General features: G+C 50.9%; 7 protein-coding genes. 5 read left to right on the plus strand and 2 right to left on the minus strand.

From position 1 onward, the window contains the following. Positions 1 to 47 precede the first annotated feature (47 nt). Positions 48 to 1,532, minus strand: a complete 1,485-nt coding sequence (putP, locus tag SPM24T3_RS08190) for a sodium/proline symporter PutP (RefSeq protein ID WP_009636266.1) — start codon at positions 1,530 to 1,532, stop codon at positions 48 to 50. Between the two features lie 444 nt (positions 1,533 to 1,976). Here putP and putA point away from each other — a divergent pair, with 444 nt between their 5' ends. Continuing rightward, positions 1,977 to 5,942, plus strand: a complete 3,966-nt coding sequence (putA, locus tag SPM24T3_RS08195) for a trifunctional transcriptional regulator/proline dehydrogenase/L-glutamate gamma-semialdehyde dehydrogenase (RefSeq protein WP_009636267.1) — start codon at positions 1,977 to 1,979, stop codon at positions 5,940 to 5,942. A 277-nt stretch (positions 5,943 to 6,219) separates the two neighbouring features. Next, positions 6,220 to 8,430, plus strand: coding sequence for a catalase/peroxidase HPI (gene katG / locus SPM24T3_RS08200; protein ID WP_009636268.1), 2,211 nt, complete (start codon positions 6,220 to 6,222; stop codon positions 8,428 to 8,430). An 85-nt stretch (positions 8,431 to 8,515) separates the two neighbouring features. On the opposite strand, the gene SPM24T3_RS08205 is transcribed toward katG, so the two are convergent. Then, positions 8,516 to 10,069, minus strand: a complete 1,554-nt coding sequence (locus SPM24T3_RS08205) for a DUF4091 domain-containing protein (protein ID WP_009636269.1) — start codon at positions 10,067 to 10,069, stop codon at positions 8,516 to 8,518. Between the two features lie 649 nt (positions 10,070 to 10,718). Between SPM24T3_RS08205 and SPM24T3_RS08210 the strand changes: the two genes are divergently transcribed. From SPM24T3_RS08210 to SPM24T3_RS08220, 3 genes are all read left to right on the plus strand, one after another. After that, complete coding sequence (locus tag SPM24T3_RS08210) at positions 10,719 to 11,999, plus strand: sugar ABC transporter substrate-binding protein (protein ID WP_009636270.1); 1,281 nt, start codon at positions 10,719 to 10,721, stop codon at positions 11,997 to 11,999. A gap of 145 nt (positions 12,000 to 12,144) precedes the next feature. Beyond that, entirely contained in the window at positions 12,145 to 13,119 is a 975-nt protein-coding gene (locus SPM24T3_RS08215; protein WP_009636271.1) for a carbohydrate ABC transporter permease, read from the plus strand. Positions 13,120 to 13,223: 104 nt separating this feature from the next. After that, complete coding sequence (locus tag SPM24T3_RS08220) at positions 13,224 to 14,006, plus strand: carbohydrate ABC transporter permease (protein ID WP_050956150.1); 783 nt, start codon at positions 13,224 to 13,226, stop codon at positions 14,004 to 14,006. Positions 14,007 to 14,021 lie beyond the last annotated feature (15 nt).

Genomic DNA, 14,021 nt, shown 5'->3' on the forward strand with positions numbered 1-14,021 from the left:
CCTCCTCCACGGCGGAGGAGGCAATTTTTACAGTGTTTTAAATTTGCTTAAACGGTACGGTAAACCGCTTCAGCTTCATTGAAACGTTTTTCAATCGATGCCGAAGGTTTGCGGCCCATCAGGCTTACCACCACAATGGCGATCGCTGCGAATGCAAATCCAGGGATGATTTCATACAGATTAAACCAGGCAAACTGTTTCCACACCAGCACGGTAACTGCGCCAACGATCATACCAGCCAGCGCACCATTGCGGGTCATACGCGACCAGATCAGTGAAATCAGGATAACAGGACCAAATGCCGCACCAAATCCTGCCCATGCATAGCTCACCAGACCCAGTACTTTGTTATTTGGATTAGCAGCCAAAGCAACGGCAATCACGGCAATCAACAGCACCATCAAACGACCAACCCATACCAATTCTTTCTGGCTTGCCCCTTTGCGCAGGAAAGCTTTGTAAAAATCTTCTGTAAGTGCGCTTGAACAGACCAACAGCTGGCAGCTCAGCGTACTCATGACTGCGGCAAGAATGGCTGAAAGCAGAATACCCGCAATCCATGGATTAAACAGAATCTTGGCCAACTCGATAAATACGCGCTCGCTGTTCTGGCTCACGTTGCCGGCTTCGCCAGGATTGGAAGAGAAATAGGCAATACCGAAGAAGCCCACCGCCATGGTGCCAACCAGGCAAAGGATCATCCAGGTCATGCTGATACGACGAGCATTCTTGATGGTGTGATGGGAATCGGCCGCCATAAAGCGCGCCAGGATGTGTGGTTGCCCAAAGTAACCCAGGCCCCAGCCCAACAGAGAAATAATCGCCACAAAGTCCAGATTTTTGAACACATCGGTGTATTCAGGATTTTTGGCATGAATCACCATCATTGAGGTATGTACGCCACCCACGGCCAGAATAACGATAACCGGAGTAAGGATTAGCGCAAAAATCATCAACGAAGCCTGAACGGTATCGGTCCAGCTAATCGCCAGGAACCCGCCGATAAAGGTATAGAGAATGGTTGCTGCAGCACCGGCCCACAGCGCAGTGTCATAGCTCAGTCCAAAGGTGCTTTCAAACAGGCGGGCACCCGCCACCACGCCGGAAGCACAGTAAATGGTGAAGAAGATAAGGATAACCACCGCCGAAATGATTCGCAGCAGTTTGCTTTTGTCTTCAAAACGATGAGTGAAGTAGTCTGGTAACGTTAGCGCATTGTTATTCGCCTCGGTATGCACGCGCAGGCGTCCGGCGACCAGTTTCCAGTTGAAATAGGCACCGACTATCAGGCCGACGGCAATCCAGCCCTCTGAAATCCCGGAGGCGAAAATGGCACCCGGCAAGCCCATCAGCAACCAGCCGCTCATGTCCGAAGCCCCTGCTGAAAGCGCAGTCACTACGCTGCCCAGGCTGCGGCCTCCGAGGATGTAATCGTCAAAGTTTTTCGTGCGCAAATAGGCGATCAGCCCTATTAAAATCATGCCAAAGATATAGACACAAAATGTCACCAACATTGGTGTGTTCATCGTCATGCAAGTTCTCCATGTATGTAGCTTTAATTATTTGATATCACCTTAAAACGCAAAGTTACCCTGTCCGCATTTTTTGGGTTGCCGTGCAAATCTTCGAGCGCCTGTTCCCTTTTGCGTCCCCACGCTGATTCCGGCCTGGGGATACTAGTGGAGCATTTGTTATAGGCCAAGACTTTTAACGTCTTGTATACATCCTGCCAACTCTTTCATTCAAAAGTTGTGACGCCGGGTTGCATCTTTTTTGCCTACCACCTCCAACAAAGTTACACCTAGTGCAACCAACGAATTGATTAAGCAATATCCATGCCGTTATTAAAATGTTAATTAGATCACTAATTTTAAAGTCGGCACATTTCCTGCATTCAACTAGGTTGCACAAAGTTGCAACATCGCAGATAGTATCGAAAATATAAAAGGTTCTACTGACTAATGGAGTTCTTGGGAATGGCAACAACAACGATGGGCGTGAAGCTCGATGAAGCAACACGTGACAGAATTAAAATCGCCGCACAAGGCATTGATCGCACGCCGCACTGGCTAATCAAACAGGCTATCTATTCCTATCTGGAGCAGCTGGAAACGGGGGCTGGTCTGGGTGAGATAGCCGCTAACAATGGCGCGGACAACGAAGACGCGGCGCTGCCATTAGTCGTAGAACATCAGCCGTTTTTGGACTTTGCCGAGCATATCCACCCACAGTCAGTAAGCCGCGCAGCTATCACGGCGGCCTATCGCCGACCAGAGCCAGAATCTGTGGCCATGCTGCTGGAGCAGGCACGCCTTAGCGCCCCTGCCGACAGCGCTGCTCACAAGCTGGCCTACGACCTTGCCAACGCACTAAGGCACCAGAAAGGTGCAAATGGCCGCGCTGGAATGGTGCAAAGCCTGCTGCAAGAGTTCTCGCTTTCTTCACAAGAAGGTGTGGCGTTGATGTGCCTGGCGGAAGCGCTGTTGCGTATTCCTGACAAACCAACTCGCGACGCGTTAATCCGCGACAAAATCAGCAACGGTAACTGGCAGTCACATTTAGGCCGCAGCCCTTCTCTGTTTGTCAACGCTGCGACCTGGGGTCTGCTGTTTACCGGCCGTCTGGTATCGACCCACAATGAAGCCAAGCTCTCCAGCTCGTTGAGCCGTGTGATCGGTAAGGGCGGCGAACCGCTGATCCGCAAGGGCGTAGACATGGCAATGCGCCTGATGGGCGAGCAATTTGTAACCGGTGAGACTATCGCGCAGGCGCTGGCCAATGCCCGCAAGCACGAAGACAAAGGCTTCCGCTACTCCTACGACATGCTGGGCGAAGCGGCTTTGACTGAAAAAGATGCTCAGGCTTATCTGGTGTCTTATCAGCAGGCTATCCATGCCATTGGCAAGGCGTCCAACGGCCGTGGTATTTATGAAGGGCCGGGAATTTCAATCAAACTTTCCGCCCTGCACCCGCGCTATAGCCGCGCCCAGTACGACCGTGTAATGGAAGAACTTTACCCACGCCTGTTGTCCCTCACCCTGCAAGCGCGCCAGTACGATATCGGGATCAATATTGATGCTGAAGAGGCCGATCGTCTGGAAATTTCCCTCGATCTGCTGGAAAAACTGTGTTTTGAGCCGGAACTGGCTGGTTGGAACGGCATTGGCTTCGTGATTCAGGCTTACCAAAAACGTTGCCCGATGGTGATCGACTATCTGACCGAGCTGGCACAGCGCAGCCGTCGCCGCCTGATGATCCGCCTGGTGAAAGGCGCTTACTGGGACAGCGAAATCAAACGCGCTCAGGTGGAAGGTCTGGAGGATTACCCGGTCTATACTCGCAAGGTCTATACCGACGTCTCTTATCTGGCCTGCGCCCGCAAACTGCTGGCGGTGCCGAACCTGATTTATCCGCAGTTTGCGACCCACAACGCCCACACTTTAGCGGCAATTTATCAGCTGGCCGGTAATAACTATTATCCAGGTCAGTATGAGTTCCAGTGCCTGCACGGCATGGGTGAACCTCTTTACGAACAAGTTGTTGGTAAAGTAGCTGAAGGCAAACTGAACCGCCCTTGCCGTATTTATGCGCCGGTGGGTACTCACGAGACATTGCTGGCGTATCTGGTGCGTCGTTTGTTGGAAAACGGTGCCAACACCTCCTTTGTTAACCGCATTGCCGACGCTACCCTGCCGCTGGACGAGTTGGTTGCCGACCCGGTTAAAGCGGTTGAACAACTGGCCGCCGAGGAGGGTCAGGTTGGGTTGCCGCATCCGCGAATCGCCCTGCCGCGCAATCTGTATGGCGCCAAACGCGCCAACTCCGCCGGTATCGATATGTCTAACGAACATCGCCTGGCCTCACTTTCCAGCGCACTGCTAATGACCGCCGCACAGCCGCTGCGTGCAGAGCCAATGCTGGCTGAAAAGCTGGCCGAAGCCGTTGAGGGTGTGTTCGAAAACGTGATAAACCCGGCAGAGCCTGCCGATATTGTCGGTCAGGTCCGTGAAACCAGCGAAGCTGAAATCAGCGTTGCTCTGGACTGCGCCACTCACGCCGGAGCTATCTGGTTTGCGACTCCTCCCGAAGAGCGTGCTGCAATCTTGCAACGTGCGGGCGAATTAATGGAATCGCAGATGCAAAACCTGCTTGGCGTGCTGGTACGCGAAGCCGGTAAGACCTTTAATAACGCCATCGCCGAAGTGCGCGAGGCGGTAGACTTCCTGCACTATTATGCCGGTCAAATTGAAACCGATTTCAGCAACGACAGTCATCGCCCGCTGGGGCCGGTGGTCTGTATTAGTCCATGGAACTTCCCGCTGGCCATTTTCACGGGTCAGATTGCTGCTGCACTGGCCGCAGGCAACAGCGTGCTGGCAAAACCTGCCGAGCAGACTCCATTAGTGGCTGCCAAAGCCGTTCGTATTCTGCTGGAAGCGGGCGTGCCTGCGGGCGTATTGCAGCTGTTGCCGGGTCGCGGTGAAACCGTGGGTGCGCGCTTGGTCAATGACGAGCGCGTACATGGCGTACTGTTTACGGGTTCGACAGATGTCGCGGGTATCTTGCAGCGTAATATTGCCGGTCGCCTTGATGCGCAGGGTCGTCCTACGCCGCTGATTGCCGAAACCGGCGGTCTTAACGCGATGATCGTCGACTCATCGGCGCTGACTGAACAGGTGGTTACCGACGTGGTAGCCTCGGCGTTTGACAGTGCGGGCCAGCGTTGCTCGGCGCTGCGAGTGTTGTGCATACAAGACGACGTTGCTGAACATACGTTGCAGATGCTGCGCGGTGCAATGGCCGAGTGCCGCATGGGTAACCCGGAACGTCTGTCGACCGATATCGGTCCGGTTATCGATGCCGAAGCGAAAGCGAATATCGAGAACCATATCGAAGCACTGCGCGCCAAGGGTCGCAAGGTTTACCAGGCTGCTCAGCACAATGCCAATGACAGTAAAGAGTGGTTGCGCGGCACTTTTATCAAACCCACGCTTATCGAGCTGGACAGCTTTGACGAGATGAAGAAAGAGATCTTTGGCCCGGTGCTGCACGTTGTGCGCTATAACCGCCAGAATCTTGACGCGTTAATCGATCAGATCAACGAAGCCGGTTACGGCCTGACACTGGGTATCCACACCCGTATCGACGAGACCATTCAACGCGTTACCTCACGTGCCAAGGTCGGTAACCTGTACGTGAACCGTAACATGGTCGGTGCCGTGGTTGGCGTTCAGCCGTTTGGCGGTGAAGGCCTGTCAGGAACGGGTCCGAAAGCCGGAGGGCCGCTGTATCTCTATCGCCTGCTGGCCAGTCGTCCGGATCAGGCAGTCAATGCCCTGCTTAATGGCAGCCATAATCCGATGCCGTTGGATGCCAGCGTTCGTGAAGCTTTACTGACGCCACACAACGCACTGACCGAGTGGGCAATTAAAGAAGACCAGGATATTGCCGGAGTTTGTCAACAATACGCCGAATGGAGCCAGGGTGGCACGCTGCGTACCTTGCCTGGCCCAACGGGCGAGCGCAACACTTATGCCCTGCTGCCGCGTGAACGCGTATTGGCGCTGGCAGATAACGCGCATGACGCCTTGATTCAGCTGGCTGCGGCAACCTCTACCGGCTGTCGCGTGCTGTGGCCGGAATCTGCCGCCCAGCGAGAGCTGTTCAAGCGCTTGCCGAAAGCAGTACAGGAGCGCATCGATTTTGCCGCCGACTGGCAGACCAGCAGTCTGGAATTTGACGCGGTGATTTATCACGGCGATGCCGACCAGCTGCGTGACCTGTGTCAGACGATGGCAAAACGCTCTGGCCCGATTGTTTCGGTGCAAGGTTTTGCCCGTGGCGAAACGGCTATTCTGCTCGAGCGCCTGCTTATCGAACGTTCATTAAGCGTTAATACCGCGGCTGCCGGAGGCAATGCCAGCCTGATGACTATCGGTTAATAATATTCTTAAACCTATCGTCGATAACACGAGAGTTTACGCGCGGGTATTAATTAATTCGGGTTCTATCTTTTTGGGATAGAGCCCGTTTTTTTTAACATTAGTATGCTAGAAGTTTAATCCACACTCATTTTGTGGCAAAGGGCAAACAATGACGACCCTTATCAATATGTTGATACTGGGGCAAAAGGCTATCAAATCCATAGAGTAATTCAGGTATGACTTATCAACGCCCGCGTATAGGGTAGTGATGCGAATTAATAAAAGGAGAATACCTATGAGCAGTCCTATTGATGATGCAGATAAACCTGCAAAACCCATTGTTGAAGCAGACAGAGAAGCAGATGTCGGGAAATGTCCCTTTCATGCGGGCAATAAGAATGAAACTGCAGGCGGCGGGACAAATAATCGAGACTGGTGGCCTAACCAGCTCAGAGTTGACCTGCTGAATCAACACTCCAATCGCTCTAACCCGTTGGGCGAAGATTTCGACTATCGTCATGAATTCTCAAAACTCGATTATCGCGCGCTCAAGTCCGACCTGAGAGCGTTACTGACCGAGTCGCAGCCGTGGTGGCCTGCCGACTGGGGTAGTTATATTGGGCTTTTCATCCGTATGGCCTGGCACAGCGCAGGCACCTACCGTTCTGTAGATGGCCGGGGCGGCTCAGGCCGTGGTCAACAACGTTTCGCGCCATTGAACTCGTGGCCTGATAACGTCAGTCTCGATAAGGCGCGTCGTCTTTTATGGCCGGTAAAACAAAAATACGGTCAAAAAATTTCATGGGCCGACCTGTATATCCTCGCCGGTAACGTTGCTCTGGAAAACTCGGGTTTCCGCACCTTTGGCTTTGGTGCCGGGCGCGAGGACGTTTGGGAACCAGATCTTGACGTTAACTGGGGTGACGAAAAAACCTGGCTTGAGCACCGCCATCCGGAAGCGCTGGCAAAATCACCGCTGGGTGCTACGGAAATGGGGCTTATCTACGTCAACCCTGAAGGCCCTGAACACAGCGGCGATCCGCTCTCTGCTGCTCCGGCCATCCGTGCCACCTTCGGCAATATGGGCATGAACGATGAAGAGATCGTGGCCTTGATTGCCGGTGGTCATACGTTGGGTAAAACGCACGGTGCCGGTTCTGCCGATCACGTGGGCGATGACCCGGAAGCCGCTGGTATTGAATCTCAAGGTTTGGGTTGGGCAAGCAGCTATGCTTCCGGCGCGGGTGCCGATGCCATTACTTCCGGTCTGGAAGTCATCTGGTCACAAACGCCAACGCAGTGGAGCCACTATTTCTTTGAAAACCTGTTCAAATACGAGTGGGTTCAGACCCGCAGCCCGGCCGGTGCCATTCAGTTTGAAGCCGCCGATGCGGGAGATATCATCCCTGACCCGTTTGATCATACCAAAAAACGCAAACCTACCATGCTGGTTACCGATCTTACCCTGCGTTTCGACCCGGAGTTTGAGAAAATATCCCGTGGTTTCCTAAACGATCCGCAGTCATTTAATGAAGCCTTTGCCAGAGCCTGGTACAAGCTGACCCACAGAGATATGGGGCCAAAAGCGCGTTATATCGGACCAGAAGTGCCAGGCGAAGATTTGATTTGGCAAGATCCACTGCCGCAGGCAATCCATAACCCGACAAGCGCAGACACCGCCTATCTTAAAGAAAAGATTGCTGCTTCGGGACTCAGTGTCAGTGAACTGGTTTCTGTTGCATGGGCCTCGGCTTCTACCTTCCGCGGTGGTGATAAACGTGGTGGTGCCAACGGTGCAAGACTGGCGCTGCTGCCGCAAAGGGAATGGGAAGTTAACGCCATTGCCTCGCTCGTATTGCCAACTCTGGAAGCGATTCAGAAAGAATATAACAAGGCTTCTCTGGCCGATGTTATCGTTCTGGCAGGTATTGTTGGCGTTGAGCAAGCGGCTAAAGCAGCGGGTGTCAGCGTGGACGTACCATTCACGCCGGGCCGTGTGGATGCGCGTCAGGATCAGACAGATATTGACTCTTTTGAATGGCTACAGCCTAAAGCTGATGGTTTCCGTAACTATCGCGGCGTTGAAAGCAGCACACCGACTGAAAATCTGCTGATCGACAAGGCGCAACAGCTCACTCTGACTGTGCCTGAGTTAACGGTTTTAGTGGGTGGATTAAGGGCGTTGGGGGCAAATTACGACGGCAGCCAGCACGGCGTGTTCACGGATAAAGTCGGCGAATTTACCACTGATTTCTTCTCTAACCTGCTGGATATGCGCAATGAGTGGAAAGCAACTGATGGCTCGGGGGAAATCTTCGAAGGCCGTGACCGTTCAAATGGATCGGTGAAATTCACCGCAACTCGCGCTGACCTGGTATTTGGCTCAAACGCAATATTACGCGCCAACGCCGAAGTTTATGCCAGCAGCGATGCCAAAGAGAAGTTTGTTAAAGACTTCGTGGCGGCATGGACCAAAGTGATGAATCTGGACAGGTTTGATATCTAAGCTGAATAAGTCTAAAACAGTTTCTTAAAGCTCAGGGAACTGGAAAATAACGGGTTCTTTCTACTGGAGAGAACCCGTTTTTATTTCATTTAAAACTGGCTTGCTGGGCAATCGAGGATGAAGCCTGTGCTAGCTGCTGGTTTACCTGTTTTCTTAATTCCAGCAGGAACTCTGCCTGACGCGGATACTGCTTGAAGGTGATGCGCATCCCCGCCAGGCCTGCAATCAGCGCCTCGACCTGGTCGCGGCTGGTTAGCGCCTCCAACAGCTGTAACGCACGTAAATCCTGCAGCGCCTCACGCAGCACCATCAGTCGCAAAGACTCGATCGGCTGGTAGTCCTGGCCGGGATAGACGACAAAAAGATCGCCAGAGGGGAAAGCTCCCTGCCCATCGGTAATGGCAAACGGGTCCAGATGCTCCCGCGAGTGGCCGCTGTTATAGAAATTAAATCCCCAATGCAGAAAGCCGGTAATCGAATACAGGTAGAGCTGCACGCCAATAATCCGGTTGCGATAAGAAGGCAAGGCAAAGAAACGGTTAGAAACCTCGAGCTTCTGTACGCAGCAGTAATAGGTCCACAGACCGGGAACCTGATTTTCCAGAAACGGCTCCAGATGATCGCTGGCGGTGACAGGATTTTGCACCAGTCCCTGCTGATAAAACTCGTAATCCGACAAAGCGTCCAGCACTGGAAAACCTTCAATCAGCGGGCGGATAAGTTCACTGGCGCGGCGATAGGCATCAATATCCGCCATTTTTGGCTCGTCCGAAACGTGGAACCAAGTCTGTTTTTCCAGCCCTTTATTTCGCAGCCAGGCACAAAGCTGTGGCAAGAATGCATGCAAAAAATCTCGATATTCAGGACCGTGCGCATCCGTTTGCCAGCCGAACGCCTTTACCAGACTCCCCTCTTTTTCAACCATGATTTTGGGTGCATGATTAGCGCCCCACTGGGTAAACAGGTGCGATATTTCAAAAGTACTGATGCCCTCATGCAGGCACATTTCTACCCATTGCCCGAGCTTTGAAAAGTCAAAATGGTAACGACCTGCGGCACTTTGCGTGACGCCCACCAGCTGAACCGTGGTGCGTTCGCCGCCAATTGCCGTATCCAACGGCGGGGTGAAAACTGGCGTAAGAATCATATTCACGCCATTTTTGACCGCGCAACGCACAAAATTACCTACCGCACGCCACCACTGCTCGCTGAATACTTCAATGTGATAAACGTCGGCCAGACAATCTGTATGTAGCCACTCAGTATGCAGCAAGCGCTGTGTCGGTAATGCCTGAGGTATTACCGTAATATCAAGGCTCACTTCGCCAAGTAAACTTTCACTTTCGACATCATAAATTCGCAAAGTCAGAGAGGTATTTCCAGCGGGTAAACTTTCTTTTTCGGGGGACAATGTTAACCACAGGCTGCCGTAATAATTGCCGTTAACGAAAAAAGAATTATTGGGCAAAGGCATTAGCGGGTCTGGGAATAATCCTGGTTCGGTGGTCAGATAATCTTTATCAGTAGTGTTATAGCAAGGGAAAAGACTGGGCACATGACGAACCTGACGCACTGAAAGATATTCTGATAATTTACCCTCCAGCGCATAGCGTAATTGCCTGCGCGGTTCATCATCCATTCTATGCAAACAATATACACATTGAAAGGAGAGGGTTTCATTGTTTAACAATGAAAGATGATTTATTGGTGCAAAGACAGGCAATAACCTCTGATGAAATATCTTTTCTAAACTATGAGTAAAAGACAATGACAGAACCATAATAGTCAGACTCGCAGTAGCGGCTAAAGAATATGAATATTTAGCCTGACACCTTTTTATTAAACACTCAAGGATTAAGATGCTAAATTAACAGGCGCGAGAATGAGATCAGATCTCATTGATAATCGAAGATGGCAATGTCACAGGTGCTTAAGGCGACAAAATTTCTTTTTTTTGTTTATTTGCATCACAAAAATGAAAGATTTATCAGGCTGCACAATAAAAGCTTTTTTATTCCCTATTGTAGTGCAGGGTTTCAGCCACCATAAGCCTGTAAATCTGCCCTTGAAACCCCTTGTTCTCTGGGGCTACTACAGAATCCATTATCGGTAAGTAACAAATAAATCTGCTTTCAACTTTCACTTTAACCCTTTCACTCTTAACAACATCGAAAGGTGCTCGCACTGATTTAGGGCAAAAGCAGCCATATTGACACACCGAAATTTAGAAGATAGAAAGAATGTACGTTACGTAAGTGTTTATTTTTCGAACGACTCAGGGGATATCAATGTCACGAACAAAATGCACTGCCTTCTTATTTGCTCCGACCTTTATTAGCCGAAGCCTTATTGCGTCAGCGTTATTATTACCTGCCCTATTTTCTTTATCTTCGCAGGCAGCGCAGCAGGTGACTTTACGCTATGCGGTATGGGATCGAAACCAATTATCAGCGGAGCAGCAGATTGCTAAAAACTTCGAAAAAGAAAATCCCGATATAAAAATTGATATTGAGCTCACCCCCGCCGCGCAATACTTTGTGAAATTAGATGCCGCAGCCGCGGGGAATGTTGCACCGGATATATTCTGGATAAACATGCCTTATTTTATCCAGTATGCGAAAAACGGTTTATTAGAACCTTTAAACAGTGATATTGAGAAAAGTAAACTGGATGTGAATAATATCGTCGCCAGTTCAGTTAAAGCTTATCAATATAACGGGCAGCAGCTGGCAATTCCTCGTGATGTCGATTCAATAGCCGTGTGGTATAACAAAAAACTCTTCGACCAAGCCAAGGTGAGTTACCCGACCAACGACTGGAATTGGGACCAGCTCAAAGCCAAAGCGACCCAGCTTAAAGTCGGTCTAAAAGGTGACGAGTTCCCTCTCGTGATGAATCTCAGCACCGACGGTCAGGAAAGTTATCTTAACTTGCTCTATCAGGCCGGTAATAACGTGGTGCCCACCGACGGTAAACCTACCGACATTGATAATGCCAAGTCAATCTGGGTCTATCAGCAGCTGCAGGAAATGATGAAATCTGGCCTGCTGCCAACGGCTCAACAGATGAGTGAAGTGAATATCGAAAATGTCTTCCAGTCCAATCGCGCGGCAATGGCCTACGCCGGTTCATGGCTCGCTGCGCCATTTGCCAACAATCCACTGATCAACGACCACATTGGCGTGGTGATTATGCCGAAGATTGATCGCCAGTCAGGTGTTGCCCACAGCCTCGGTTTTGCAATCTCTGCCAAGAGTGCGCACAAGGCCGAAGCCTGGCGCTATATCCAGTTTATGAGCTCGGTGCCATCCCAGGAAATTCTTGCCAAGGCAGTGATACCCGCCAATAAAACTGCCGCCAAAGCCTGGGCCGCCAACATCAAGAATGTAGATGTCACGCCTTATATCGATACGCTCAATTTCACCAAGGCCTACCCTACGGCCGGAACCAACACGCCTAAATGGCAGAATATTTGGACGGCCAGTTTAAAACGCATCTTTATGGGGGCCGATGCCAAGCAGGAAATGGATAAATCAGTCAAGAAAATTACCCGCGTGATGAATGAGTAGTAATGAATGAGTAGTAATGACTGACCCGCGATAAAAAGCTGTTTTGAATGAAAAATTTGTAGCTGTATCGCCAAAATCTCCTCTCCAGCCTGAACAGGCTATCTGGCTGGAGAAGATCTTTGCACACGAACCTGAGGTATTCACCATGTCGCTTGCAGAATCAGTTTCCGTTACGGTAGAACGGCAAAAGCCCGTTAGCGCCAATGTTAACGCTGTCTCCACCGGCAGTTCCCGCAAAACGCTGACTCGTCTGGAGCGCGCCGAACGATTCTGGGGATGGCTGATGGTGCTGCCATTGCTGATTGGGCTGCTGGTGTTTTACTTCATTCCATTTCTACAAAATATCTTTTACAGCTTTACCGACCTCGACCAGTTCATGCACTGGACCACCTTTAATCTCGATAATTATCGTGATCTGATTAGTGATGATGACTTTTATTCGGCCATTTTCAATACGCTGTTCTATGTGCTGATTTGCGTGCCGATCAGTCTGACACTTTCACTACTGCTGGCCATAGGTCTTAATCAGAATATTCGCGGCAAGGCGGTATTTCGCACCCTGCTGTTTTTACCCGCCGTCACCATGCCCGCCGCAGTGGCCATGGTCTGGCAGTGGTTGTTTAACAAAGACTTTGGCCTGATCAATTATCTTCTGCACTTCTTTCACGTATCGCCAATTGGCTGGTTATCTGACCCTGACGTGGTGCGAATCAGCGTATCGGTGATTATCATCTGGTCATCTCTGGCGCTAAAAATCATCATTTTGCTCGCTGGCCTGCAAAATATTCCGAAATCCATTTATGAAGCCGCCGATATTGACGGTATCAGCACCCTGCGCCGTTTTTTCAGCCTGACATTGCCAATGATGGTGCCGACACTATTCTTTGTATCCGTCATGAGTTTTATCGAAGTGCTGCAAATCTTTGACGTCATTTTCCTGATGTTCGACCGCTCGATGGTCGAAAGCGACACCATGACCATTACTTATCTTTTCTATAAAAACGCCTTTTATTTGCAGGAAAAAGGCTATGCCTCCGCCATCACCGTGGTGCTGTTTGTGGTCACCATGTTGATAACTCTTGTCCAGATGGCCATTGGCAAACGCTTGAAAGTGGCGTAAAGGAGCCTCCCGTGACGATATTCTCATCCACATCTCAGGACTTGCCGGGCATCTCGCAGGCGGCAAAAAAAATTGATACTCAGAAAATTGCGGTGTACGCCTTTATGGTGCTCGCCAGCTTCGCCTCAGTGATGCCGTTTATCTGGATGCTGATTACTTCACTGAAAACTCAGGCCGAAAGCATTCAGATCCCACTTCAAATGCTGCCGGCGCATCCTGATTTTTCAGCCTATTCGCGCATTTTGCATGAAATCCCTTTTATGCAGTTTTATCTGAACTCGATCCTGTCGACATTTTTTACCGTCACACTGCAAATGGTGGTGGCAACGATGGCGGCCTACAGTTTTGCCCGTTTGCATTTTCGCGGACGCAATGTGGTTTTCATCCTGTGTATCTCGATTCTGATGGTGCCGGGGCAAGCGTTTTTGATTCCACAGTTTTTAGTCGTCGAGAAACTGGGTCTGATTAATACCCTCACCGGCATGATCCTGCCGGGAATTTTCAGCATTTACGCCACTTTCCTGCTGCGTCAATTTTTCATGGCCGTGCCAAAAGAGATGGAAGAGGCCGCGTTGATGGACGGATACAGTCATTTCGCTATTTTCTGGCGCATCATGCTGCCGCTGGTCCGCCCTGGCATTATCGCCTGCGTCATTATTAATGGCCTGTGGAGCTGGAACAACCTGATGTGGCCGCTGATCGTCAACACCAGCAATGACAAGCTCACGCTGCCGGTAGGTCTGGCTTCGCTTTCAAGCCGTGCGGGAGTGGAATACCCGATGCTGATGGCCGGTGCGCTGATGGCGATTATTCCGATGCTGATGCTGTTTATTCTGTTTCAGCGCTACTTCATTCAGGGCATCGCCAGTTCAGGCGTAAAAGGCTGACCCTGCGTTTCACAC

Source organism: Serratia sp. M24T3, from assembly GCF_000257645.1.
Classification (GTDB): domain Bacteria; phylum Pseudomonadota; class Gammaproteobacteria; order Enterobacterales; family Enterobacteriaceae; genus Rouxiella.

Bases quoted from the DNA above. Each gene is read 5' to 3' on its own strand.
- putP (WP_009636266.1), bottom strand. From the start codon at position 1,532: ATGACGATGAACACACCAATGTTGGTGACATTTTGTGTCTATATCTTT.
- putA (WP_009636267.1), top strand. From the start codon at position 1,977: ATGGCAACAACAACGATGGGCGTGAAGCTCGATGAAGCAACACGTGAC.
- katG (WP_009636268.1), top strand. From the start codon at position 6,220: ATGAGCAGTCCTATTGATGATGCAGATAAACCTGCAAAACCCATTGTT.
- SPM24T3_RS08205 (WP_009636269.1), bottom strand. From the start codon at position 10,069: ATGGATGATGAACCGCGCAGGCAATTACGCTATGCGCTGGAGGGTAAA.
- SPM24T3_RS08210 (WP_009636270.1), top strand. From the start codon at position 10,719: ATGTCACGAACAAAATGCACTGCCTTCTTATTTGCTCCGACCTTTATT.
- SPM24T3_RS08215 (WP_009636271.1), top strand. From the start codon at position 12,145: ATGTCGCTTGCAGAATCAGTTTCCGTTACGGTAGAACGGCAAAAGCCC.
- SPM24T3_RS08220 (WP_050956150.1), top strand. From the start codon at position 13,224: ATGGTGCTCGCCAGCTTCGCCTCAGTGATGCCGTTTATCTGGATGCTG.